The sequence below is a fragment of the Pseudoalteromonas sp. L23 genome (assembly GCF_021728455.1).
Lineage (GTDB): Bacteria > Pseudomonadota > Gammaproteobacteria > Enterobacterales > Alteromonadaceae > Pseudoalteromonas.
In genome coordinates this window covers 1-24,837 of the sequence record NZ_JAKKCW010000003.1, presented here as the reverse complement: position 1 = coordinate 24,837, position 24,837 = coordinate 1, and the positions used below count along the sequence as shown (strand labels likewise).

Annotated in this window: 22 protein-coding genes; 14 read left to right on the top strand and 8 right to left on the bottom strand. The window is 43.6% G+C overall.

Features of this window, described 5'->3' with window-relative positions:
• The first annotated feature begins 52 nt into the window (after positions 1-52).
• Positions 53-682: a LysE family translocator gene (locus L3V43_RS06755; RefSeq protein WP_010605233.1), complete on the top strand. Its 630-nt coding sequence runs from the start codon at positions 53-55 to the stop codon at positions 680-682.
• Positions 683-750: 68 nt separating this feature from the next.
• Here L3V43_RS06755 and L3V43_RS06750 read toward each other — a convergent pair whose 3' ends face one another.
• On the bottom strand, positions 751-1,785 hold the full coding sequence (locus L3V43_RS06750) for an MBL fold metallo-hydrolase (RefSeq protein ID WP_235368671.1): 1,035 nt from the start codon (positions 1,783-1,785) through the stop codon (positions 751-753).
• 197 nt (positions 1,786-1,982) lie between these two features.
• Here L3V43_RS06750 and L3V43_RS06745 point away from each other — a divergent pair, with 197 nt between their 5' ends.
• Together L3V43_RS06745 and L3V43_RS06740 are read left to right on the top strand one after the other, a co-directional pair.
• Positions 1,983-2,594 (top strand): TetR/AcrR family transcriptional regulator, encoded by a 612-nt coding sequence (locus L3V43_RS06745; RefSeq protein ID WP_237116386.1) that lies wholly within the window; start codon positions 1,983-1,985, stop codon positions 2,592-2,594.
• Positions 2,595-2,714: 120 nt separating this feature from the next.
• Complete coding sequence (locus tag L3V43_RS06740) at positions 2,715-3,434, top strand: DUF4336 domain-containing protein (protein WP_237116387.1); 720 nt, start codon at positions 2,715-2,717, stop codon at positions 3,432-3,434.
• A gap of 228 nt (positions 3,435-3,662) precedes the next feature.
• Here the strand turns inward: L3V43_RS06740 and L3V43_RS06735 are convergent, their stop codons facing one another.
• The gene (locus L3V43_RS06735; protein WP_010605229.1) at positions 3,663-5,219 is read right to left on the bottom strand and encodes an AbgT family transporter; all 1,557 of its coding nucleotides are present in this window, start codon (positions 5,217-5,219) and stop codon (positions 3,663-3,665) included.
• A 186-nt stretch (positions 5,220-5,405) separates the two neighbouring features.
• Between L3V43_RS06735 and L3V43_RS06730 the strand changes: the two genes are divergently transcribed.
• Positions 5,406-6,269 carry an HDOD domain-containing protein gene (locus L3V43_RS06730; protein ID WP_010605228.1) on the top strand — a complete coding sequence of 288 codons (864 nt, stop codon included), beginning with the start codon at positions 5,406-5,408 and terminating at the stop codon, positions 6,267-6,269.
• Positions 6,270-6,384: 115 nt separating this feature from the next.
• Positions 6,385-7,617, top strand: coding sequence for a divalent metal cation transporter (locus L3V43_RS06725; RefSeq protein WP_237116388.1), 1,233 nt, complete (start codon positions 6,385-6,387; stop codon positions 7,615-7,617).
• Between the two features lie 384 nt (positions 7,618-8,001).
• Here the strand turns inward: L3V43_RS06725 and L3V43_RS06720 are convergent, their stop codons facing one another.
• The 6 genes from L3V43_RS06720 to fadI all read right to left on the bottom strand — a co-directional run bounded on the left by L3V43_RS06720 (position 8,002) and on the right by fadI (position 15,194).
• Complete coding sequence (locus L3V43_RS06720) at positions 8,002-8,277, bottom strand: YfcL family protein (RefSeq protein WP_010377735.1); 276 nt, start codon at positions 8,275-8,277, stop codon at positions 8,002-8,004.
• Positions 8,278-8,290: 13 nt separating this feature from the next.
• Positions 8,291-9,412 carry an ATP-NAD kinase family protein gene (locus tag L3V43_RS06715; protein WP_102057913.1) on the bottom strand — a complete coding sequence of 374 codons (1,122 nt, stop codon included), beginning with the start codon at positions 9,410-9,412 and terminating at the stop codon, positions 8,291-8,293.
• Positions 9,402-9,968, bottom strand: a complete 567-nt coding sequence (locus L3V43_RS06710) for an elongation factor P hydroxylase (RefSeq protein WP_102057912.1) — start codon at positions 9,966-9,968, stop codon at positions 9,402-9,404. The genes L3V43_RS06715 and L3V43_RS06710 overlap by 11 nt, the downstream gene beginning before the upstream one ends.
• A 76-nt stretch (positions 9,969-10,044) precedes the next feature.
• Complete coding sequence (locus L3V43_RS06705) at positions 10,045-11,577, bottom strand: sensor domain-containing diguanylate cyclase (protein ID WP_235368676.1); 1,533 nt, start codon at positions 11,575-11,577, stop codon at positions 10,045-10,047.
• Positions 11,578-11,781: 204 nt separating this feature from the next.
• Positions 11,782-13,884, bottom strand: coding sequence for a fatty acid oxidation complex subunit alpha FadJ (fadJ, locus tag L3V43_RS06700; RefSeq protein ID WP_237116389.1), 2,103 nt, complete (start codon positions 13,882-13,884; stop codon positions 11,782-11,784).
• Complete coding sequence (gene fadI, locus L3V43_RS06695) at positions 13,884-15,194, bottom strand: acetyl-CoA C-acyltransferase FadI (RefSeq protein WP_010605222.1); 1,311 nt, start codon at positions 15,192-15,194, stop codon at positions 13,884-13,886. The genes fadJ and fadI overlap by 1 nt, the downstream gene beginning before the upstream one ends.
• Positions 15,195-15,462: 268 nt before the next feature.
• Between fadI and L3V43_RS06690 the strand changes: the two genes are divergently transcribed.
• The 9 genes from L3V43_RS06690 (at position 15,463) to L3V43_RS06650 (ending at position 24,715) form a co-directional block, all read left to right on the top strand.
• A complete protein-coding gene (locus L3V43_RS06690) occupies positions 15,463-16,419 on the top strand; it encodes a MoxR family ATPase (protein WP_010377722.1) in 957 nt (318 codons plus the stop codon).
• 4 nt (positions 16,420-16,423) lie between these two features.
• Positions 16,424-17,377 (top strand): DUF58 domain-containing protein, encoded by a 954-nt coding sequence (locus tag L3V43_RS06685; protein WP_237116390.1) that lies wholly within the window; start codon positions 16,424-16,426, stop codon positions 17,375-17,377.
• The gene (locus L3V43_RS06680; RefSeq protein ID WP_099028509.1) at positions 17,378-17,809 is read left to right on the top strand and encodes a DUF4381 domain-containing protein; all 432 of its coding nucleotides are present in this window, start codon (positions 17,378-17,380) and stop codon (positions 17,807-17,809) included.
• Positions 17,802-18,785: a VWA domain-containing protein gene (locus L3V43_RS06675; protein ID WP_237116391.1), complete on the top strand. Its 984-nt coding sequence runs from the start codon at positions 17,802-17,804 to the stop codon at positions 18,783-18,785. The genes L3V43_RS06680 and L3V43_RS06675 overlap by 8 nt, the downstream gene beginning before the upstream one ends.
• A gap of 4 nt (positions 18,786-18,789) precedes the next feature.
• Positions 18,790-20,718: a VWA domain-containing protein gene (locus L3V43_RS06670; RefSeq protein ID WP_237116392.1), complete on the top strand. Its 1,929-nt coding sequence runs from the start codon at positions 18,790-18,792 to the stop codon at positions 20,716-20,718.
• A complete protein-coding gene (locus tag L3V43_RS06665; protein ID WP_237116393.1) occupies positions 20,712-22,343 on the top strand; it encodes a BatD family protein in 1,632 nt (543 codons plus the stop codon). Before L3V43_RS06670 ends, L3V43_RS06665 begins: the two co-directional genes overlap by 7 nt.
• A 156-nt stretch (positions 22,344-22,499) precedes the next feature.
• Positions 22,500-23,015, top strand: a complete 516-nt coding sequence (locus L3V43_RS06660) for a sigma-70 family RNA polymerase sigma factor (protein WP_010605216.1) — start codon at positions 22,500-22,502, stop codon at positions 23,013-23,015.
• Positions 23,015-23,734: a DUF3379 family protein gene (locus L3V43_RS06655; RefSeq protein WP_010605215.1), complete on the top strand. Its 720-nt coding sequence runs from the start codon at positions 23,015-23,017 to the stop codon at positions 23,732-23,734. The genes L3V43_RS06660 and L3V43_RS06655 overlap by 1 nt, the downstream gene beginning before the upstream one ends.
• 144 nt (positions 23,735-23,878) lie before the next feature.
• Entirely contained in the window at positions 23,879-24,715 is an 837-nt protein-coding gene (locus L3V43_RS06650; RefSeq protein ID WP_237116394.1) for a Tim44-like domain-containing protein, read from the top strand.
• Positions 24,716-24,837: the final 122 nt, after the last annotated feature.

The following is a 24,837-nucleotide window of genomic DNA, read 5'->3' as shown; positions in this document are numbered from 1 at the left end:
AGAATGAAAATACAATGTTCTCAATTGTTCAATATTATATTGGGAGCTTATTATGGTGCAGTATTGGCCAGAGTTTTTGTCATTAGCCATCATTCATTTTGTTGCAGTGATCTTGCCGGGCCCCGACTTTGTTATTACAGTCAGACAGAGCTTAAAATACGGCAGACTACATGGCGCAATGACAGCCTTGGGAATTGGCGCTGGACTTAGTGTTCATATCTTATATACCTTACTTGGTGTCGGCGCACTGATGCAGGCCTCACCTTGGGTTTTACAAGTAGCTAAATTAATCGGCGCTACGTATCTTATCTACATCGCTATTCATCTGCTCAAAAGTGCAGGAACGATTCAACTGGATACAGAAAATGCCCAAGCTGATGTAAGCTCACAGTCGCTCAAAAAAGCCTTTAGTCTTGGTTTTTTAACTAATGCAACCAACCCAAAAGCAACCCTGTTTTTCTTAGCCGTGGTAACCAATGTCGTCAGCCAAGGAACTCCGTTACATATTCAACTTTTTTACGGCGCTTGGATGTGCAGTGTTAACGCTTTATGGTTTATCTGTGTCAGCTTATTATTCTCAGCTCCATCTTCTCGCGCTTGGTTCTTGAACAAGATGAACTTGGTTGAAAAGGCACTTGCTGTGTTGCTTATGGCCTTCTCATTAAGGCTGTTGATTGCTTAACACAAGAATGCTGAATAAGGGTTTCAGCCTCATGCGTTAGCCCTTATTCAATTACTAAAATACGGATATTAGGGCATCAACGCTTCCCACCAGCTGCTACTTGATAGCGTTTCTGAAAGCGTCAATACTTCACCCACAACAGGTGTTACCAGTGCAACTTGATTTTGCTCAGCTGCGATTTTCACTCTTGCGAGCGGATCAAACCAAGAGTGAAAGGCCAAGTCAAAGGTACCATTATGAATGGGGATCATATGCGTTCCTCGCAAATCTATATGAGCCTGTACGCTTTGCTCTGGCGTCATGTGAATATCAGACCAATCTTTATCATAGGCACCAGTCTCTACTAAGGTTAGATCAAACGGACCAAGCCGTTCACCTATTTCCTTAAATCCAGCAAAATAACCAGAGTCTCCACTAAAAAAGATATTTTTGTCTGCTGTGCGAATAGCCCACGCTCCCCAAAGGGTTTTATTTGCATCTCCAAGTCCACGTCCAGAAAAATGTTGAGTAGGTGTAAAGGTGAGTGTTAACTCAGCGGTTTCTTCAAACTGCCACCAGTCAAACTGCTTTATTTTTTCAGCGGGAACTCCCCACTTTTGCAAATCCCCCTCTACACCCAAAGGTACATAAAATGCCCCCACTCTGTCTGCTAATCGCTTTACGCTTTCCTTGTCTAGGTGGTCGTAATGGTTATGTGAAATCAGCACCTTATCAATTTGAGGCAATGATTCAATTGTAATCGGTGGTTGATGAAAACGCTTTGGACCAATAAACGAAAATGGCGATGCTCGTTCAGCAAAAACGGGATCAATCAGAAGATACTGCCCTTGCGCTTTAATGAGTACTGATGAGTGTCCCAGTTTAATAACGTGAGTTTGCGTATCTGAAAGTGCCTTTAAATTCGCCTCTGTGAGCTCTTTTATTGGCATATCAACCTTCGGCACCGTATTGACTTTTTGTTCGGTAAAAAAGCGCCAAAAAATTTCCAGCGTCTTACCTAGGCTCGTTTTATTCGTTTCATGAGTATTATGAAATTTACCATCACTATATTGGGTTGATGAATACCCACCTTGATTTACCGCAGCATTTAAATTAGAAGCCATAATTCCTCCTACTCCTATCAGCAAGACCACAATCAATCCAAACCATGTTCGCTTTTTCATATAACCACCAAAAGTAAACTACACAGTGTAGTTTACATATGAAAAATAGAAAGTAAACTAAGCAGTGTAATTTATTTTAGTTTTGCTAAAATACGGAGTATCCACTTGTAGATATTCCCTTGCCTGTAATAGAGAAAATGAAACAATCAGAAAGAAAGCGACTGCAAATTCTAGAAGCTGCGCAGCAATTATTTGCTCAGCACGGTGCTCAAAATACCAGTATGGATCTCATCGCAAAGCACGCTGAAGTGTCTAAACGAACGATCTATAATCACTTTGAGACCAAAGAGCTACTACTGTATAACGTACTTGAACACATGATGCTTCAAGTTGACCAAGGTGATATTTATCAATATCGACCCGATGTCTCGATTGCAAAACAACTTCAAGAAATCGCTTTACGAGAAGTCAATCTGCTCACTTCTGAATCATTTATCAAAGTGGCTCGCGTGGCATTTATCGAGTTGTTGCAAAATCCTACATTGGCTGCGCATTTCAATAACAGTAAAGTAGGTTGTATGCGTTATTTAGAAACGTTTTTAGCAGATGCAGTTGCGAATAGTGCACTGTATATCGAACATCAGGCATTCGCAGCACAACAGTTCTTATATCAACTCAAGTCTTTTATCTTTTACCCACGGCTTTATGGATTTGATCTCACAAATATGGAGGAAATGGACTTTATTGTAGAGCAAAGCGTTGCGCTTTTTATGGCGAGATATGGGACTGAACAACGCGCCCAAGATTAATGATAAGGTATGCTAATACGAGGATTTAAATAAATTTCATACCAACTTGCATAAGGCTATATTTCAAACAAAAAGCTTCCCTGATATAGTTATCCACGCTAGCAAGAGTAAGGAAATCAGATGAGCGAATTAATTGCAATTGGTAAAAACATTTGGATCCACAACGGCCCCGCGGTACCATTCTTTGGCATGCCGTACACTACCCGAAGCACTATAGTAAAGCTTTCCTCTGGCGCATTATGGGTGCACTCTCCTGGAAAATTAACGGCAGGATTACTCCGTGAATTGACGCAACTTGGGCAAGTCAAATATCTAATTTCTCCAAATAAACTACACCACCTATTTATGGGAGATTGGCAGGAGAAGTTCCCATATGCAATTATGTTTGCTTCTCCAGGTGTCGACAAAAAACGTCCTGATCTTACTTTTCAGCGCCAACTGGGCAACATTGCAGAACCCGAGTGGCAAGAAGATATTGATCAACTCATTTTTAAAGGCAGCGCGGTTATGGAAGAAGTCGTATTCTTCCACAAAGAGAGTGACACATTAATTTTGACGGATCTTATCGAAAACTTTCACCCTAATCACTTCTCCGGTTTTAAAAAAGTATTAGCGAAAATCACCGGGATTATTAGCCCTAACGGTAAAACCCCCATAGACTGGCGAACTTCGTTTATGTTTGGGAAGCAGCAAGCCCGAGCCTGTTTTTCAAAAATGGCCGCATGGCAACCCCAATATATTGTTATTTCCCATGGTGAATGCATTACAACAGGCGCTGGGGCATTTTTACATCGCTCATTTTCTTGGCTGGGTATCAATAATACCAATTGTATTAAGTAAATGAGCTATTTTGAAGCGGGGAAATAGCTTTAGTAGCAAGGCAAAAATTTTGCTATTTAGTTGTTCTAAATGAGAAATTTTTAACGAAGCTAATATGATATTTCACTCTTCAAATTGATTGGAGAATTAATTCAATTGGTATAAGGCCGCGTAAGGCGCAGAACAAATAGCAGTATATAAAAAGCGCTGTCACTTTACTGAACAGCGCTTTTTTTACTTAACCTAAAATTACATACCAGCAGGGTATGTATAACTTGCTTGTAGACCTAGCGGAATACCAAGCATCCAATAGATCAATAAGAAGATGCTCCAACCAATCAAAAAGGCAATTGAGTAAGGCAACATCATCGCTATCAAAGTGCCTATCCCGGTCGACTTAACGTATTTCTGGCAGTAAACCACAACCAACGGGAAGTAAGGCATAAGCGGCGTGATTATATTTGAGCCGGAATCACCAACACGATAAGCCGCTTGTGTTAAATCTGGTGAAATCCCCAATTGCATTAACATCGGAACAAAAATCGGCCCCAACAACGCCCACTTCGCAGAGCTTGACCCTACAAATAGGTTTACAAATGCGGTGAGGAAGATAATACCAACCACGGTAACATAGCTTGGAAGCGCCAATGCCTTTAATATTTGTGCCCCTTCAATAGCAAGCAGTGCGCCCAAATTTGAATGGCTGAAGGCACTGATAAAAAGTGCACAGAAAAACGCCATAACAATATAGTAAGACATGCTATTCATGGCTTTAGTCATGGCATCAATCATGTCTTTTGAAGTTTTGAACGTACCAACAACGAAACCGTATACCGCACCTGGGATCCAAAACAGTAGGAAAATAAGTGGCACAATTGATTGCATTAACGGTGCACTAAAATCAGTTAAAGCACCCGACGGACTGCGTAGTGCTGAATCTTCACCGCTTGATGCATAAACCAATAACGCGATACCTGCTAACATCACCATAGACGCCACCACAAAGCCCTTCTTTTCTTTGCTTGTGATCTCATCAAACGAAGGCAAACTATCGGTATCGCCGTCAATTTCAGTCGCTTTTAGTCTTGGCTCTATGATTTTATCGGTGATATACCAACCTAATAAAATAATGAATAAACTCGATGCTGAAGTGAAAAACCAGTTATTTAGCGGGTTAATCGCGATTTCTGGATCGATGATCTGCGCTGCACTTTGGGTAAAGCTTTGTAGCAACGGATCGATACCAGAAGGAATAAAGTTCGCGCTAAATCCGCCGCTTACACCAGCAAATGCCGCAGCAATACCCGCAAGAGGATGTCTTCCCATCGCATAGAAAATAACACCAGCAAGCGGAATAACTAACACGTATCCAGCGTCTGTCGCCGTGTGGCTTACAATTGCGATAAGAATAATAGAAGGAGTTAGTAGTGCTTGAGGCGTGCGTTTAAGCATGATTTTAAGGCCAGTATTAATATAGCCAGAATGTTCAGCAACACCCACACCTAGCATAGCAACTAGCACAACGCCTAATGGCGCAAATCCCGTGAAGGTTTTTACCATCGTTGCCATAAATCCGGCAAGCGCATTTGGGTCTAATAAATTGTGAACGACAATCGCCTGATTGGTTCTTGGATCAATAGCGCTAAATTCTACGCCTGAAAATAACCAAGATAGCAGCCAAATCAGCAACATTGCTGATAAGAAAATGATTGCAGGATCAGGGAGTTTATTCCCCACCCGCTCAATCCCGTTTAAAAAACGGGTGATCGCAGAGTTTTGCGAGTTCGCTTGTTGTGTTTCGTGCATACCATTGCCCTAAGAAAAAAATTGCTTAACCATAACTTAATATTTACATGTTAAGCAAGAAAACGTGCCTATTGACGAGACACTTTGCCGAATTAGTAGCCGACTTGGTATTTTTTTGTCTCAAGTCAGTGTTCAATAAAGAATTTACGCTATGCTTTTTATATGTCTGAAATTAAGGATTTTTAGATGATAGATCTAGACGACAAAGTGTTAGCTGACGTCAAACATGGTTTCAATTTACCACCTAAACCTGCGCTGATAAGCGAATTGCAAGCAGCACTTGCTACAGCAGATCCAGATCTGAACGACATCGCTTCTATTATCGCTCATGATGTCAGCACCTCAGCCGCGGTGCTAAAAATCATCAACTCGCCCCTATACGGCTTGGCAAGAACGGTCACTGATGTAAAACAGGCTGTCGTCTTTCTAGGTCTAGACTCTATTAGTAAGCTGGTGACCGGCTTTTTGCTCAAACAAACCTTTGACCAACGTAAATGTTGTATCAGTTTGGAGCGGTTTTGGGATAACGCTTCAGACATCGCGGATAGTATCATGGTGATTGGTAATAAACTTAAATCGCGTGTTCCTATCGAAAACTTGCACTTACTAGGCTTATTTCACGACGCAGGGATTGCCGCTATGGCAGTAAATTACCCCGATTATATGGAAACGCTCATTGCCGCTAACAAAGATTATGACAAGCTGTTAGTCGAACACGAAGAAGAAAAGTACGAGACCAATCACGCTATTATCGGCTACTTTCTCGCGGCTTCCTGGAACTTGCCACAAAGTATTTGTCAGATGATTTTATGCCATCATGACCCCGAGTTTTTGGGGAACTGTAAAGATGAAGAACAGAAATTAGCTTTCTCTGCTCTAAAAATGGCGGAAAATTTTGTACATATCAATAAACGTTTTGTTGCAGCGCCTGATTGGCACTTAATGAAAGCGGATGTATTGAAGGTTTTAAATTTAGATGAAGATGATTATCAGGACATCAAAGAAGACCTAGATGAATACTTCTTAGAGCAGGATGGGGTAAGCAACTAGTTATCTCACACTCAACATCGCCTGTGAAATGCGACTCAACGACACTGTTGCGGCAATTCTTAAAACTTCGTAGACTGGCAGCAAAATTAAAATAAAAAAACTTAAGGAATTTACATTGCCAGCGCTGCTATCTCTTAAAGGCAAATTTGCCATCTTTGGGCCTGGAATATTAATGGCAACTGCTGCTATCGGTGGTTCACATCTCGTTTCATCAACTCAGGCTGGAGCACTATTTGGTAGTCAATTGATCTGGTTAATAGTTGTTGTTAATTTGCTCAAATATCCCTTTTTTAAATATGCAGTCGAGTACACAAGCCACTCTAAGCATAGTGTCGTCGAAGGTTATCACGCACATTACCGCTTCGGATTTAAGGTTTTTGTGCTACTCAATATTTTCGCAGCCATTGTAAATACCGCGGGTGTGCTATTACTTACCGCAAGTCTCTTGAGCTACTCGCTGCCATTTCCAATAAATATTGAATTGTTAAGCTTTATACTTTTGACTAGTTGCTTGGCAATCTTACTGGTTGGACACTACAAAATACTCGATGTAACAAGCAAATGGGTGATGATAATTTTGACAATTTCCACTATCATAGCACTTGCCATTGCGGCTAATAATGGACCGGCCCATCCAGCTCCCATTGATCCGATATCCCCGTACGACATCGCGTTACTGGGCTTTTTAGTTGCCTTAATGGGTTGGATGCCCGCACCAATCGAGATTTCAGCCATTAATTCCTCTTGGCTAAAGACGAAGATGGCTAAACAATCACTAACAAGTGGCCAGATCCTACTGGATTTCAAGGTGGGATATTTTGTTACGCTGGGTCTTGCTGTCGTGTTTTGTTTACTGGGTATGCTAATGCAATACGGTCAAGATAAGCCTGTGGAACTCGCTGGTGTTGCGTTCTCACAGCAGCTCATTGATATGTATGCCAATACAATCGGCGAATGGGCCAGATGGCTAATTGCTGGCGTCGCATTTTTGTGTATGTTTGGAACAACGATCACAGTGTTAGATGGCTACTCCCGAGTGCTTAGTGAATCACTTCAGCTGTTACGACCGAACACAACGAAAAAGAGTTACACGCTCATTGTATTGCTACAAGCAACGCTTGGTATGGCCGTAGTGCTGTTTTTTAAAGCCGACTTAAAGAGCATGCTAATGTTTGCCATGAGCTCAGCGTTTGTCACTACTCCTATCTTTGCTTGGATGAATTTAGGATTAGTGAAAGGTGAGATCTATCGCAGTCAACCAATGTACACCAAGATTTTGACGGGACTGGGGCTGATTTATTTAGTGGGCTTTGCACTGTTATTCATCTATTGGCGATTTTTGATGTAAAGCCAAGCGAGGCGGAGTAGCAGATGCAAATTAGACTTCTAGGGCCTGTTTATCTTTCAAGTTTGTTTTTGCAGCAGTTTGATTGGTATTTATACAAGGCAGAGCCTGCGTAGCATAGTTATTCTATGTGAGTCAGGCGATAAAGACTTTGTGCTCCTGCAAAGTCACCTTACCCCACATCCTTGTGGGGCAACACAGTAGAAATGCTAATCAAGCGCTGCCCTTTGGGTTCACCTGAGTGCGCTTTGTTCATTGTTGCTTAACTCTTGCCTAGATTACTAGGCGGCAAGTCGAGCGTCGCGATCAAAGCACACTCAGGTGAACAAAAATCAAACAGCAAAGGTCAACAGGCCCTAGCATCTGCTACTCTCAGGTGAGGTGCGGTTATTTTAGATTTTGCACCTGCTCCCAAATAGAAACCACGTGCGCTTTATCATCGTCATTTAGCTCTCCATTTCGGTATGCTTTTACCAAGCTGCTTTCAACTTTGGCATTTAGCTCATCAATCGAAAGATCTGCTTCCTCTACTTGTGCATAGCCTACCGCTAAATCAAAGTGACCGCGTAAATAGCCACCAGCAAATAATTCATCATCGCTCGCTCTATCAACAAGCTCATCAAAAAACTGCTGCGCTTTCTCTACATATTCTACTAAAGACATAGTTATTCCTAAATTATTCTTGATGGCCTATGGCGTACATTACATGGTCATTGAACCCAGTGATCACTTTAATAAATCCAGCTAAGGACTCATCAAGTTGTTCGTCACCGGTATCAGCAATTAAAGGACGACCATTTAAGGCCTTTAATTTCGATTTTGTGGCGATAAGGATAATATTATCTTTGCCGATTTTTTTGATGAGGTTAGGACTTAGCTGCTGATTACCGCGGCCAAAAATATGTCCTTGCCCACCAATTAATGTGATCACTAGCTTTGTTTTGTTATCAGCAAGCGACAACAATTGCTGCGCAGTTTGATCTTGGGCGATCAGCGCTTGGTCCCTTACAACATCAACACCTAGAAGTGTATTATCAAGTCCCATCTCTTCCATCACTGCTGCAACGGTAGAACCAGACCCCATAATGTAGGTTTCATCTTCTTCCATTTCGGCAACCACGTAGGCAGCGATATCGGCTAACACTAATTCATCGCTTTCTTTACCACCGTTTTTCACCGCTTGTACATATCTCAGCTCGGTCGGCACTTGCATTTCACCAAATCGCTTAGCGCGCACAGTCCCTTCACGAAATGCTGCTTCATCAATGTCCATCACATCGGCTTCGCCAATGGAGACGAGCTCTCCGGTAACCAAAAGTTCAACGACTCTACCTGCTGCTTTTGGCGTTATCGCGTATACGCCGCTATGAATTTTGCACCCAGCAGGGATCCCAAGTACAGGACATGAATCACCCACCGCGTGGCAAATGTTGCGGGCAGTACCATCGCCACCAGCAAACAAAATCAAATCGACACCATGCTGTTGCATCATTTGCGCTGCGGTCTCGGTATCTTCAGGACGAGTTGCCGTACTTTGAGTTTGATAAATCACTTGGGTGTTAAAACCCAGCTCTTTTGCCGTACGCTCCCCCATCTCACCATTAACAGTGTATATTTCGATATTTTCTTGATGTGAAAGCAGTTGTGTTAAAGCCGTTTTTGCTCGCTGATTAGCGCGAGGCTCTGCACCTAACGCCAAAGCTTGTTGAGCTGTTTCTGCGCCATCGCTACCTTTTAGTGCAACGCTCCCACCAAGTCCAGCTAAAGGATTGATGATAAGTCCAAGCTTAAATTGCATCGTCAAACTCCATGCTTAGCTCTGTCGGGATATCCCAGTTAAATTGCTGCTGGCGTAAAGGCCAAGGTGTATTATAAAAATTGCGTAATGCGTTGAGTAGTTGAGTTGTTCTGGTATTAAATCCGCTTTCTAATAAAGCTAGCACTTGCTGATGCACCCGTTGTTGAAAGCTGAAACGGCAAGTTTGTTCACCGTTGAGGTTATCAACGGAAACATTAAATGAAAAACCAGCTGCGACGCTTAACGCCCACTCAATCGCTTGTGGTTTCACTTCCACTTTTTCAAATTCGAGCTGCTGCGCTTTATCTCGTCCATCGGGACAATACCAGTAGCCGTAATCTTCGAGTTGACGACGCGCTTCACCCGCAACAAGCCAGTGCGCAACTTCATGCAAAGCACTAGCATAAAAGCCATGAGCAAAAATAATGCGGTGATGAGGGTATGATTCATTTGCAGGTAGATAGATGGGCTCGTCGTCGCCCACTACCAGCTCCGTGTTGAGCGTGTGCAGGAATAACCCATTAAAAACAGCAATGAGGTCTTCTATTTTATGCATCAACATCCGCCACAAGTCTAAACTGGGCGCAAATTGTAAAGTTTTTAGCGGCTAAAGTAAAAGATCTCGTTTTAGACTATGCCTTTTTGTCCAACGAGCTGCGTGGCGCGATATAAAGCGAAGCACGATCTCGACCTGACTTTTTCGACTCATAGAGGGCTAAATCAGCTTCTTCAAAACATCGTTTGTGATTAAAGCTTTCGCCAATAAGCTCGTACCCCGCGACGCCAATGCTAAATGTCAGTCCAAAACTGGTGAAACGGGTAAATTCATGCACCAGTCGTTGTGCAAAATTAAGCGCGGCATCCGGCCGAGTTTCAGGGCAGATAATCACAAATTCATCACCGCCCCATCGTCCAATATGGTCGCTTGGGCGTGCTTGCTCTCTTAGAAACTGCCCAACTTCCTTCAATGCATTATCACCATCTTGGTGTCCTGCGGTATCATTTAATTGTTTAAAATGATCAACGTCGATTACCAGTAGCGATAGCGCTCGATGATAACGTATGGCCCGCTGCACTTCTTCTTTCAGCAGCGCTTCAATCTTTCTGCGATTCATAACCTGAGTTAAGAAATCCAGTTCAGCTCGGTTCTTCAATTCTTGTTCTTGACGTAAATCTCGGATCACCGCAATGAAAACATCATTTTTAGAGACGGACACCGTGGATAACGCGATATCCACCGGGATCTCCACACCTGATTGATGTCGCCCTACAATTTTAAGGCCATCATGCGTCACTCTGCGCATCGTAGAGGTACCTTGGAACTTTTCTCTGTCCGCGACGTGTTTACCGGTATACCGTTCTGGGATGAGGTCTTCAACCTTCATACCTAGTAGTTCTTGAGGTTGATAACCAAACAAGTCAGTACACGCCTTATTGACTTCTTTAAGCCTACCGTCTTTGTCACAATATAAAATGGCATCAGGAGTAGAATTGAATAACTTTCGTTTCTCGTTGATAAGTTTAACCACAAAAATGAGCGTGAAGATGTTTAAGCAAGCAAACAACAAGACTATTGGTAGTAACAACAATACACCGGTGTTACTCAACTCTTGGGTTTGAGCAAGCTTTACAGATTGATTTTGCTTTGCAAGCTCAAATTTTTCTCCAATCAACTTACGCAAATAGTTAAATGCAACTTCTGCGTCAGTGTCATCTACTCTCACTAAGCGGTCCACCACTTCAGAGCTCAACCTACCTGATGTAAATTTTGACTTAGCAAGCGCAAGCATTTGTGTATATTCATCAAAGGTGTGTTGAATAACGGCTAATGCCTTTGTCTCTTGACTGCTTAGCGCCGTACTTTGCAATTTTAAGATGGTCGCTTTGGTGGCTTCAACATCAGCTAAAGCCTGTTCGTAATAAATCTCATCTTGACGTAGTACATAATTTTTGAAGTGATGAATAAAGCCGTTATAACCAAAACTACGCTCTAGCTCAGCTAGCAGCTCGGCACGTTTAATTGCAACTTCAGTTTCTGATTGCCATGACTGATGAAATGAGGAAATGGAGTGGTTTAACAAAGTGGACCAATAAAATAGACCACCACTCACCAAAATAGTAAATATAACTAAGCCACTGATCTGCAAAAAAATACGTTTATTCATATACTCTGCTGTCCAAATTCAGCAAATCCTAGAGTGCAGTAAGCAAAAGAAGAAATTAGAGGCCGTCTAGGTGCTGTAGAATCCATGTCGATGGTACAAAAGTTACATACCATTACAGCTACTAAGTCTAGACCAGAGAACGAAAAAAGCCGCATTACAGCGGCTTACAGATAGGATATTTTCAATTAAGATAAATTGGTATCGTTACTCGTAATAAGCTTTGCCTTCTTCGGCCATTGCGAGTAGCGGCTCCGCAGGTGTAAATACAGGGTTGTCAGCAGCGTATGTTGATAGCTCTGAACACACCTTATTGGCGCCTTTTTTGTCCATATAACTAAATGGGCCGCCCAAGAATGGTGGGAAACCAATGCCAAAAATAGCACCGATATCACCATCTCTTGCATTACGAATAATACCTTCATCAAGACAGCGAGCAGCCTCATTGAGCATCTGTGCAACGCAGCGGTTCGCAATTTCTTGTTTATTCAATTTAGGAGAAGGCGTGACACCGAGTAACTCATAAACTGACTCGTCCACTTGCTTGCCTTTTTTACCTTCATAGGTATAGAAACCACGACCAGATTTGCGACCAAGACGTTTGCTATCTATCATACGTGCAAAAGCATCCGGCGCCTTAAAGCGAGCACCTAATTCTTTTTCTAGGATTGGCGCAATCTTAGAGCCAATGTCTACACCTACTTCATCAAGAAGCGCAAGAGGACCAACAGGGAAACCAAACTCAACCAAGGCTTGATCGATTTTCTCTATCGGCTCACCGGCAAGCAAAAGATTTGCCGCTTCGTTGACATAAGGAGCCAGAATACGGTTTACGTAAAAACCAGCTTTGTCTTTTACTACGATTGGGGTTTTCCCCTGCTTGCGAGCAAACGCCACAGTGCGCGCAATAACCTCATCACTGGTGGTATCGTGCGGAATGATCTCCACCAGCGGCATTTTTTCTACTGGCGAGAAATAATGCAAACCAATTACGTTTTCAGGACGCGTTGCTTTTGCCGCGATTTGGCCGATTGGTAATGATGACGTATTACTTGCAAATATCGTACTCTCACTGCATTCGCGTTCAATATCCGCTACCATCGACTGTTTAAGGTCTAAGTCTTCAAATACGGCTTCAATCACCATGTCTGTGTGTTTAAAACCAGAGTAATCTGTTGTCCCCGTGATCATATTCAAAGTTGACTGCATCTCTGCCTTTGAAATAATACGTCGCTTTTGGCGTTGAGTTAGGATCTTATAGCTGTAATTTAATGCGTTGCTAATGCCTTGATGCGCAACATCTTTAATACGTACTGGTGTGCCTGCTTTAACCGCACTAACATGGGTAATACCCGCCCCCATTAAACCACCGCCTAGCACTGCAACACGCTGCACAGGAGCAAGATCTTCACCTTGGAAATCCTTTTTCATTTCCGTTGTCGCAAAGAAAATCCCACGTAGCGAGCGGGATACTTCAGACATCACTAAATCAGCAAAACCCTCGGCTTCGGTTTTATAACCTTTAAGCTTGTCCAGCTCTACAGATGCACGTACCGCTTTGATGATAGCGAACGGCGCTGGATAGTGACCACCCGTTTTCTTCTCAACATTTTCTTGTGCTTTTTTGAAAATGATATTGCGTCCGAACGGGTTAGACTCTAGCAATTGGCTAATTTTGTCTAAATTCGGTTTGCGAGGCTTAGGCTTACCTTTTCTCGCAAGCTTCACCGCTACGTCGAGTAAAATACTGTGCGGCACGGAATCGTCAACTAGGCCCGCTTTTTTCGCTTGCTTAGGTCGAACTTGTTTACCAGTTAGCATCCATTCAAGTGCTTTTTGAATACCAACTAATTTTGGTAGACGCTGTGTACCGCCACCACCTGGCAATAGACCAAGCTGTACTTCAGGAAGACCCAGTTTAGTCTTGCTGTCTTCGGTACAAACACGGTAATCACAAGCCAGCGCAAACTCCAAGCCGCCCCCCAGTGCTACACCGTGGATCGCGGCAACGGTTGGGAATGGTAAATCAGCCAATTTAAAAAAGGTTTTATGACACATTTCCGAAATCGCGAGCGCATCATCACGGGTTTTAGCGCTGTCTAACATTTTAATGTCTGCACCCGCTATAAAGTTATCGTCTTTACCACTGATAAAAACCATACCCGTTACGTCGTCTTGCTTACTCTTTGCGATGATCTCTAATAATTCATCAGCAAATGTATCACGTAGGGTGTTCATTTTTTCGCCCGGCACGTCGATTGTAACGATGGCGACTTTATGGTCGTTTAATTCATAAGAAAATACTGACATTATGCGCTCTCCAATACGAATGCGGCTCCAAGACCACCTGCAGCACAGGCAGTTGTCAATGCAAGACCACCGCCGCGGCGTTTAAGCTCATGTAAGCTTTGCGTGATCAAGCGTGCACCGGTTGCTGCGAATGGGTGACCATATGCAAGTGAACCACCAAGCACGTTAAACTTATCCATGTCGATTTCGCCAATTGCTTTACTGCGACCAAGTTTTTCTTGCGCGAATTTGTCTGAGCCAAACATTTTCATATTGGACAGCGCTTGCGCTGCGAAAGCTTCATGCATTTCTATCAGGTCAAGATCAGCAAGGGTAATACCCGCTCGGTCAAGTGCTACAGGCGTTGAATGTGCAGGACCCATCAACATATCTTCGTGTACGCCGATTGCAGAGAAGGCGAAACTACGCACATAACCTAAGATATCGTAGCCAAGCGCTTTTGCTTTGCTTTCGCTCATCATTAATACTGCCGCTGCACCATCGGTCAGTGGCGTTGCATTTGCTGCAGTTACTGAGCCGTGCTGTCTGTCAAATACAGGCTTTAACTTGGCGTAGCTTTCCAATGAGGAGTTTTCACGGATGTTATTATCTTTATCAATAAAGCTTTTGTATGGCTCAACATGGGCAGCCATCACTTCATTGTTTAATAAGCCTTCTGACCATGCTTTTGCAGCTAAGGTATGTGAACGGTGCGCCATCGCATCTTGATCTGCACGGCTGATCCCGTGAGTCTTAGCCATTTGCTCAGCGGTTTGCCCCATTGATAAGCCAGTTGAATATTCCGCAACTGCCGGTGGCACTGGCAGTAAGTCTTTGAGTCTTAGCTTTGAGAAAATCTGTAAACGCTGTTTAAGCGTACGTGCTTTGTTCAAGTCAACAAGGCTACCGGCAAGCTTTTTGCTCACGCCAATCGGTAACACTGATGAAGAATCCGCACCACCAGCAACACCGACACTTACTTGGCCTGAAATAATGCTCTCTGCAACGTTAGCAATCGCTTGAAAACTGGTTGCGCATGCACGTGATACAGAGTAAGCATCAACAGAAACGGGCATGCCAGTGCCAAGCACGATTTCACGCGCAATGTTTGGTGCTTCCGGCATTTGTACAACTTGGCCGAATACCAGTTGGTCGATTTCTTTACGATCGAAGTTCAAACGCTCAAGCATTTCGTTGACGACGATTTTGCCTAAATCTAGGGCTGGAACGTGGTGAAAAGCGGTAGCTTGCTTTGCGAATGGCGTACGCAGGCCGCTCACGATAGCGATTCGGTCGCCTTTTGATGTTTTTAGTATGTTTTGTTCAGACATGAATTTTGCTCTCCCGCTGACAGGTCTGACCTGTTAATTTCCTCCGATTCTAAACAACCAAATCGAAGTTGCCAATAGCAAAGCACGAAATGGCTGCTTTTTAAACCGTGAAAACCAACTTTAGATGCTTTTTCAAGCAATCTCAAAGTATTTGAAATTGTTATTTAAAATTTATGAACTTTTCTAAAATTATGGGTCTAATCAACTTGATTATTCATTCAGCGTCCATATAACTATTTTTATTTTTGTCGGCTTAAAAGGCAGTCTCATGGCAGTAAACGAGTTTTCTCAACTAAAAGAATATTTAGACACCCAAATTTTAGGACAAAGTGCACTGACCGAATCCTTGCTTATCGCGCTTTTAGCAGATGGTCATTTATTGGTTGAAGGCCCCCCAGGTCTAGCTAAGACCCGCGCAGTAAATGCGCTAGCTAAAGGCATTGAAGGGAGCTTCCAACGCGTCCAATTTACCCCTGACTTATTGCCTTCTGATGTAACTGGTACAGATATCTATCGCCAACAAACCAATGAATTTGTATTTGAGAAAGGCCCGCTTTTTCATCATTTGATTTTGGCTGACGAAATCAACCGAGCGCCAGCCAAAGTGCAATCAGCGCTACTAGAAGCAATGGCCGAGCGCCAAATAACCGTTGGCAAAACAACGTATCCGTTACCTGAGCTGTTTATGGTAATGGCAACGCAAAACCCGCTTGAACAAGAAGGTACATACCCGCTACCTGAAGCACAGCTTGACCGCTTTTTACTCCATCTGAATATCGATTATCCGGATGCAGAAACCGAGGTCGATATTTTGCGCCTCACTCGTGGCGAGGCGTTGGAGGAGTACCAAGCGACCTTCACACCGATCAGTCAAGCAACCCTATTTGAGGCCCGTAAAACCGTACTAAGCATGCACCTTGCTGAGCCTCTGGAGCAATATCTTGTACAATTAATTATTGCGACCAGACAGCCACAACGCTTTGATGCAACACTTGCGAGTTGGATTGATTATGGCGCGAGTCCTCGAGCTACAATTGCACTTGATAAATGTTCTCGTGCTCATGCTTGGCTACAAGGCAGAGATTTTGTCACACCAGAAGATATTCAAGCTGTGGTGCATAACGTGCTACGCCACCGTATCGTGCTGAGTTATGAAGCACAGGCCGATGGGATCACCAAAGATCAGGTGATCAGTAAGATTTTAGAATTGGTTGCTGTTCCATAATACTATGAACGACATCAAGCAGTTTAACTCGGCCAGCTGGTTTAATGAAAGCCACAGTAATGGTGTCGAACTCAGCCTGAAAGAGCTACTTTTTTATAAGTCCAAAGCGCATTTACTTTCGCTTAAACCGAGAGGAAAAGTGAAAAGTGCTCAATCAGGTCAATACCTTGCACCGCATAAAGGTCGGGGTATGGAGTTCGCTGAAGTCAGACAATACCAATATGGTGATGATATTCGTGCGATTGACTGGCGAGTTACCGCGCGTACCGGTGAAGCACACACGAAACTCTTTCAAGAAGAGAAAGAGCGACCCGTTTTTGTATTTTGTGACTTTTCCTCAAGCATGCTATTTGGTTCAACGCTGTTACTTAAGTCAGTACTTGCTGCGCACTTAGGCATTTTAGTGTCTTGGGCTGCATGCCAACGCGGCGACCGTGTTGGTGGTGTGGTATTTAATGACAGCAATCACCACGAGCTAAAACCGATTGCTCGCGACCGTGGAGTGCTTGCGCTAGCTCATCAGTTCTGTGCCCTACACGAACAAGCATTAATTCAAAAAGAGACTCACCCCTCGGGGGATCGTTTCAATGAGAATTTAAAACGACTTGTGCATCTAGCCAAACCTGGCAGCCTGATTTATCTCATTTCGGACTTTACGGAGTTGAATGATGAAAGCTTTAAATTGCTAGAGCGAGCCACTCGCCATAACGAAGTCATTGGTTGTATGGTAAGCGATCCTTTTGAGCATCATCTGCCTGAATACAGTCAAGCAATTGAGGTCTCTGCTGGTGAACAAAACTGGACATTGCCCTTGATGGACAAGCAATTTAGAGACAAATTCTCGCAAAATGCGTCTGACTTTTTCAATCGAAGATTAGCGCTACTTAAGCGCTCTGGCATGTCGTTACAAAAGTACGATGCGTCATTACCAATCGAATTACAAATCATGAGGGGTTAAATGCAAGTCAATCCACTCGACCAGCTTAATGATGTGGTCATCCCTCAAAGCGTGAGCTGGTGGCCACTTTCTTATCCAATGTGGGGAGCCATTTGTGTTCTACTCACAATATTTGGGGCTACGTGTTGGCTATTATATCGTCGCCAGCAATTTTTAAAGGCAAAAAAGGAAGCCGTAAAACTGAGTCATTCGCAGGATAATGCCCAAGCATTACACACCATACTCAAACGTTTAGTAAAACATTATTACGGTGATACCGCTGCGAGTAGATCGGGCCAAGAATGGTTAACGCTGCAAGCAAGGCTCACACGCGTTGAACTCACTCAGCAAGAGCTCGACTCGTTATATGCTCCGACTCAAGACCCCGCACTCAGCGATAAACTATGTCGTGCGATTAATACCTTCAAAGTGAAGGAGCGTCTCGATGTTTGAGTTTAGTTGGCCCCTTGCCTTTTTATTGTTACCTCTGCCTTGGCTAATTGCGAAGTTTAAACCGAGTATGGCGCAGACCAACATCAATATTCGTATGCCAAGTGCCGCAAAGTTACAACTCGCGAGCACAAATCAACTCAATAAACGCGCAAAAGTAAGCCTAGTAGAAACACTCATCTGGCTACTACTGGTAACCGCAGCGGCAAACCCGACTTGGCTTGACGACCCAATCGTTGTGCCAAACGAGGGGCGCGATATTATGCTAGCCGTTGATTTGTCGGCTTCAATGACAGAGCAAGATATGGAATACCAAGGTCGTTTAGTTGACAGGTTGTCTGTCGTCAAAGCCGTTGTTAGCGACTTTATCGAAGCGCGCCAAGGAGATCGTCTAGGTCTTATTCTTTTTGGTGACACCGCGTTTTTGCAAACGCCACTCACCCGAGATTTAGCGACGGTTAGCCAAATGCTTAGTGAGGCACAAATTGGTTTAGTTGGACGCGCCACAGCGATTGGCGATGCTATTGGTTTGTCGGTAAAGCGTTTTGGTGAACGTGAACAAAGTAACAAAATCTTGATTTTGCTGACCGATGGTCAAAACACCGCGGGCAACCTTCAACCAGAAGAAGCACTGATCTTAGCCCGAGAAGAAGGCATAAAAATTTATACCGTTGGTGTTGGCTCTGATGGTAGACGCGGTTTTGGTTTATTTGGCTTTAATTCAATGGCCGGTAGTAGTATCGACGAGAAAACGTTGCAACATATCGCCAAAGAAACTGGTGGGCAATATTTTCGCGCAAAAGACGTGGAAGGCCTACAACAGATCTACGCTATGCTCGATGAGCTAGAGCCAATAAGTGATGAAACACAGACTTTCCGTCCTAAGATTTCACTGTTTTATATTCCTCTCCTCGCGATACTCGGCTTGCTTTTTGTGGCTCAGCTAAGTCTCGTATTAAGAACAAAATTAAGAGGGTAAATATATGGAATTTGAATTTATTCGCCCACATCTGCTTTGGTTACTTATTCCTTGGGTGATATACAGTGCACTGCAATGGTCTAAAAAGTCCAATCAAAAATCAGCGCAACTTATCGCACCGCACCTGATGAAGGTGGTGATGGGATCCAGTGGTCAAAAACACCAAAAACAAAGTAACTCTTGGCTTAGTATTGTGTTCTTTTTGTTGGCCATTATTGCGGTTGCGGGACCAAGTATTGAAAAACAAGAAGTACCAGTATTTAAAACTCAAGCACCTAGAGTGTTAGTGCTCGATATGTCTTATTCTATGTACTCAACCGATCTCGCGCCAAACCGCTTAACACAAGCGAGATTTAAAACTTTAGATATGCTCAAGCTTTTTAAAGAAGGCGAGACGGGTTTAGTTGCCTATGCAGGTGATGCATTTACCGTGTCGCCACTCACAACGGACGTCACCACACTTGAGAATTTGATCCCGAGCCTTCGTCCAGAGATCATGCCCTCAAAAGGCTCAAACGTGTATGCAGGCATCGAAGAAGCAGTTAGCTTGTTAACAGGTGCAAGTGCAACCTATGGTGACATTATTTTGGTAACCGATGGACTTGAGCAAGAAGACGCTGAAGATGTGCAAAGCCTCCTTTCTGACAGCCCATTTAAGCTAAGTATCTATGCCTTAGGCACGGCGCAAGGCGCCCCCATCAAATTACCTGAAGGCGGCTTTTTAAAAGACCAATATGGTCAAATAGTCGTGCCAAAACTATTCCCTACTCGACTCGAAAAACTCGCTAGAGTAAAGGGTGGAAAGTTTGCCAGCTACACAACTGACAGTAGCGATATAGATACATTCGAACCTAATTTGGATGCAAATACATCTGTGGTAAAACGGGACAGAGAAAATGCTAAGTGGCGAGTAGATGCTGGAATATATCTGCTGGTTGCACTTATCCCACTCGCACTACTACTGCTTAGAAATCATGCTGTTATGCTCAGTACTTTGATTGTTTTTGCCATGTTGCCAAAGCAAAAAGCGCTGGCGAATGAATGGACACAGTGGTTTAAAAATAGCGACCAAAACGCACTGCAGGCCTACCAAAATGAAGCGTTTGATGAGGCAGCCCTTGCCGATAATCCGGTACTAAAAGGCGCAGCCCTTTATAAAGCCGGAGATTACGAAGGAGCGGTAAAAACACTCGAACAAACAAGCTCAGCAGAAGGCCAATACAATTTAGGCAATGCACTAGCACGGCTTGGTAAGTTAGACGACGCGATTTCTGCCTACGAAAAAGCCTTATCCTTAGATCCTGAGTTTACGCAAGCGAAGGATAATAAAGCGCTAGTCGAAGCGTTAAAGGATCAACAAGGTCAGCAAAACCAACAAGGTCAGCAAGACCAACAAGGTCAGCAAGACCAACAAGGTCAGCAAGACCAACAAGGTCAGCAAGACCAACAAGGTCAGCAAAACCAACAAGGTCAGCAAGACCAACAAGGTCAGCAAGACCAACAAGGTCAGCAAGACCAACAAGGTCAGCAAGACCAACAAAGTCAGCAAGACCAACAAAGTCAGCAAGACCAACAGAATTCACAAGCAGGAAGTGAGTCAGAACAAAATAACAACGAGCCAGAGCTAGATGCTGCCCGCCAAGACCAGCAAGCAGCCGAGGAACAAACTCAAGAGCAAAAACAACAGCAAGCGCAAGCCGCACCTACGCCCGATCCCGAACAATCACCGCAGGATGAAGAAAAGGCACAGGCAGCAATGATGCAAGATAGTCGGCCACTTACCCCTGAAGAAATTGAGAAAGCGCAACAGCTTAATCAACTGCTTAGAAAAGTACCTGATGATCCAGCCATATTATTGAGAAATAAAATGCAATTAGAAGCACAACAACGTAAACAAAGACGTCTGCCAAGGGGAGCTGAAAAATCATGGTAAAACGCATTATACTTTTTCTGTCTTTGTTGATATTAAGCCAGACATCGTTGGCTTTGGATAATCTCACAGCAAGCGTAGACAAAAACCCGGTACTGACAGGCGAATATTTCACGTTGTCGATTATCGCTGAGGGTAAGGTCAAAGGCACCATTCCGGATGTTTCAGCGCTTAGTAATGATTTTGTCACCAGCCCTGTAAATACTAGCTCTAGAACCAGTATTATTAATGGCAGCGTTTCAAGTTCCACTACCTGGCAGATGCAGCTCGTTGCGCGCACTCCGGGTACTTACACCATTCCTGCGCTAGAGGTAGATGGTGAAACGACCCAGCCGATCGAAATCAAAGTTGTCGCTCGTGATGATGAACAGCAAAGCAACGATATATTCGTAAAAACCGAACTCAAGACAAAAAACCTATATGTTCAACAGGCTGCGCTCTATACCCTTAAACTATATGTAGGAAAGGAGTTACTAGATGGCCAACTAAGTGCTCCAGTTTCAGACGGTGCTAACTTCACACAATTGGGCAAAGGCCATGAAGAATATGAAGTTATAGATGGCCGACGTTTCATGGTGCTCACCCGAGAATACATGATCCAACCGCAAAAGAGTGGCAATTTCACTATTGAACCACCTATCTTCAACGGGCAGATCAGAGATGGCTATCGTAGAATGGCAACTTCTGCGGTTGGCAATACCATCGATTTTTCAGTGTCCCCTATCCCAGCCAACGCTGCTGACAACTGGTTACCAAGTGAGTATTTAAATTTTTCTGAAGAGTGGCAGCCCAAAGACGCTGAATTTACCGTTGGAACGCCTATTACGCGAACATTAACACTCACTGCAGTAGGTGTTACTAAAGAGCAGCTTCCTGACATTCAGCTTGAAGACGTTAATGGATTTAGAATTTATCCAGACGCGTCAGAGCGCAAGCAAATTACCCGAGATGGGAAAGTCATCTCACAGTTAACCATTTCATTTGCTTACCTACCGCAACTTGCAGGTGATTTTACTCTGCCCGAAGTAAAACTCCCCTGGTTTAATACAATCACTAAACGTGAAGAGTTTGCGACGTTACCAAGTAAGTCTATCAGCGTGATTCTCGATCCAAACCAGCCTACTTTACCACAGACAGCTCCAATCCAGCAGCCGCTTTCAAGCCCAAGCGTAAACCCATCACCTGCTACGCAAACCAACGTGGTCACAGAACAAATTATCCCGCTGTGGATGTGGGGACTCGCCGCTTTCGGATACGCATTATGGCTAATAACATTACTAATATGGCGTCTAAGAACAAAACCGACCGCAAGCCCCATAGTAAATACGGTCACTGATGAAAATTCAGCACCTTTTATTTCGTTTGAAAAAGCGGTTAAGCAAGATAACCCAGCGGGCTTTTATCAAGCGCTACTGCACTACATCAAACAACAAAATATCACCATGGCACAATGGCTAGCACTTCAACCCAGCTCATTGCGAGCACAAGTACAAACGCTGCAAAGCTCGTTGTATGGAGGCAATAGAGAAAAAGTAGACTTGTCTCAACTATATGGTGAAGTTAAAACCAGTGTTAAAAGCACTGTTCACACAAATAAAAGCCAAAGTTTAGGTAATCTATACCAATAAGCGCCTCAGGGCGCTTTTTTATTGCAAGACGAATTAGATTTGTTAGTAAATAATTAACAGATCAATTATGCTTGGTGTGAGATACACTCCCAGAATCAACTAAAATAAAATGAGTTTTTGTTGAAATAAACCTGCAAAAAGATAGGTCTCATAGATATGGCCAGTAAACAACATCACTACGAGTCACTGGTTCGGATGTACCACAAAGAGCTATATAAGTTCGCTTATTGGTTGTCTGGCGATCCGACAATAGCAGAAGACTTAGTACAAGAAACTTTTTTGCGGGCTTGGCGCGCACTCGATTCATTACAAGATGAGAATGCAGCAAAGCCTTGGTTATTAACTATTTTAAGACGAGAGAATGCACGTCGTTTTGAGCGTAAGCAATTTGACTATGCGGAGGTTGAACAAGATACGCTGGTCGACGATACCAGTTCGGCTTTGGATGATGCAATGGAGCAAACCGTTGTGCAACGACAAATAGCCAACTTAGCACCAGAATATCGTGAACCACTGCTTCTGCAAGTGGTGATGGGATGTTCTGGGGATGAAATCGCCGATATACTTGAGCTGAATAAAAACACGGTGATGACAAGATTATACCGTGCTCGAAACCAGCTGAAAGACGCTTTAACGACTGAATATGAACCAATAAAGGGGGCATCAAACTAATGGATGAACTCGAATTTCGACGCCGCCTCGTTGCTGATCCTCATGATGAAGAGGTCAAAAAACAGGCCGAACAGCAACCTGAGTTGCAAGTACTGGTCGAAGAAATGCAAGCTTTCGACGATTTCTTGGGTAAATCACTCGATATTGATGTGCCAGAGGGGTTGGCTGACAAGATAATTGCAAAACAAAAGGAGCTTGAAACGGAAGAACAAAAAGTGGTGAAAGCGTCTTGGTTTAGACGCGCTACCGCACCATTTGCGATTGCCGCCAGTGTATTTTTTGCCGCCGTGGTCTTTTACTTTGGCGGTTTTGGACACCCTGTCGATACCGGTGAACATGCGCTTGCTCATGTGTATTACGAAGAAAATGCACTGCAGAAGCAAGAAACAGTGTCACTGCAAACCGTGAATGAGAAACTCGCGATGTTTGGGGGTAAGTTCGACAACTTGCCGGGTAAAGTGGTTTACGCGACATTTTGTAATTTTAAAGGTCAAAAAAGCCTTCACTTGGTTATGCAATCCGAATTTGGTCCACTCACGGTTTTTGTCGTGCCAGCAGGTCAACAAAGTACGATTGACGGCAAAGATAGTTTTGGTGATAGCCGCTTTGAGGGCTTAATTGCCCATGATGGTAAAGCCAATACCATACTGGTGGCAAACCGAGGTGCGCCAATTGAAACCTTCCAATCAGAAGTGACAAGCTCACTTCGCTGGTTATAATGCTACCGCCCCACCCTTTGGGGCGGTGTCTCAATATCCTTACTAAACCTCTCAAAATACAAATTTAATTGAGGTACATACCTATTTAAATAGCCATGTTAGTTCTTTACAATGGCGACAGTTATTTTGGTATATAGGAACTTTATGAAACATTTCATTGTGTTACTTTCCCTTGTTTCTTTTTTATTTACAGCCAGTTTTAATGCTGAAGCGAGAAAGAAGTTTGGTAGTAAGAGCTCAGGCAAAACCCAGCAAACGCAAACGACTCAGCAAAAGCAACAAACTGATACACAAGCATTAAATGCAAAATCTACAGCAAAGCCTAAATCGAGTAAAAAAGGCATTATGGCCGGTGTACTTGGCGGATTACTAGCCGGTGGTCTAATTGCCGCGATGCTTGGCGATGATTTTGAAGGATTCCAATTCCTTGAGATGATTCTGCTTGCCGCTGCTGCCTTTTTAATTTTCAAATTGGTTAAGGGCATGCTTGCAAGAAAACAGCAGCCAACTTATGCCGGCGCGCCACCTATGGGTGGCTACAACAATACTCCACCACAGCAATTTCAAAGCCAAGGACCAATTGGCGGTGGTTTTGGCGCAAGTAGCGTGCCTATGAATTTGCCGAGAGATTTTGACATCAATGGCTTTTTACAAGGCGCAAGACAGCATTATCAAACCATCCAAACCGCTTGGAATAACAACGACTTTTCGACGGTTTCTGAATACTTGAGCCCAGAGTTGGTTGAAGAGTTCAAGCGTGAACGAGAGCAACAAGGTGACGTTAACACTGAGGTGATGTTTGTTGACGCTGAGTTAGTTCGTGCTGATACACGTCCTGACGTTTGGGAAGTAAGCATTAAGTTTACTGGAAAATATCGTGATCTCGGCGACATGCAAGAGGAACCTATCCACGAAATATGGCACTTAGAGCGTAAAACGACGGGAGATGCACCTTGGCTAATCGTTGGTGTTGAAGTGTAACTCCACCCAATTTAGTACAGCTATTTCATAGAATTTTATGCAGCCTCAAGATAGCCAATTGGTGTCATATCGCCAAGTGAATCATGAGGTCGCTCATAATTATAAATATCTAACCACTCATC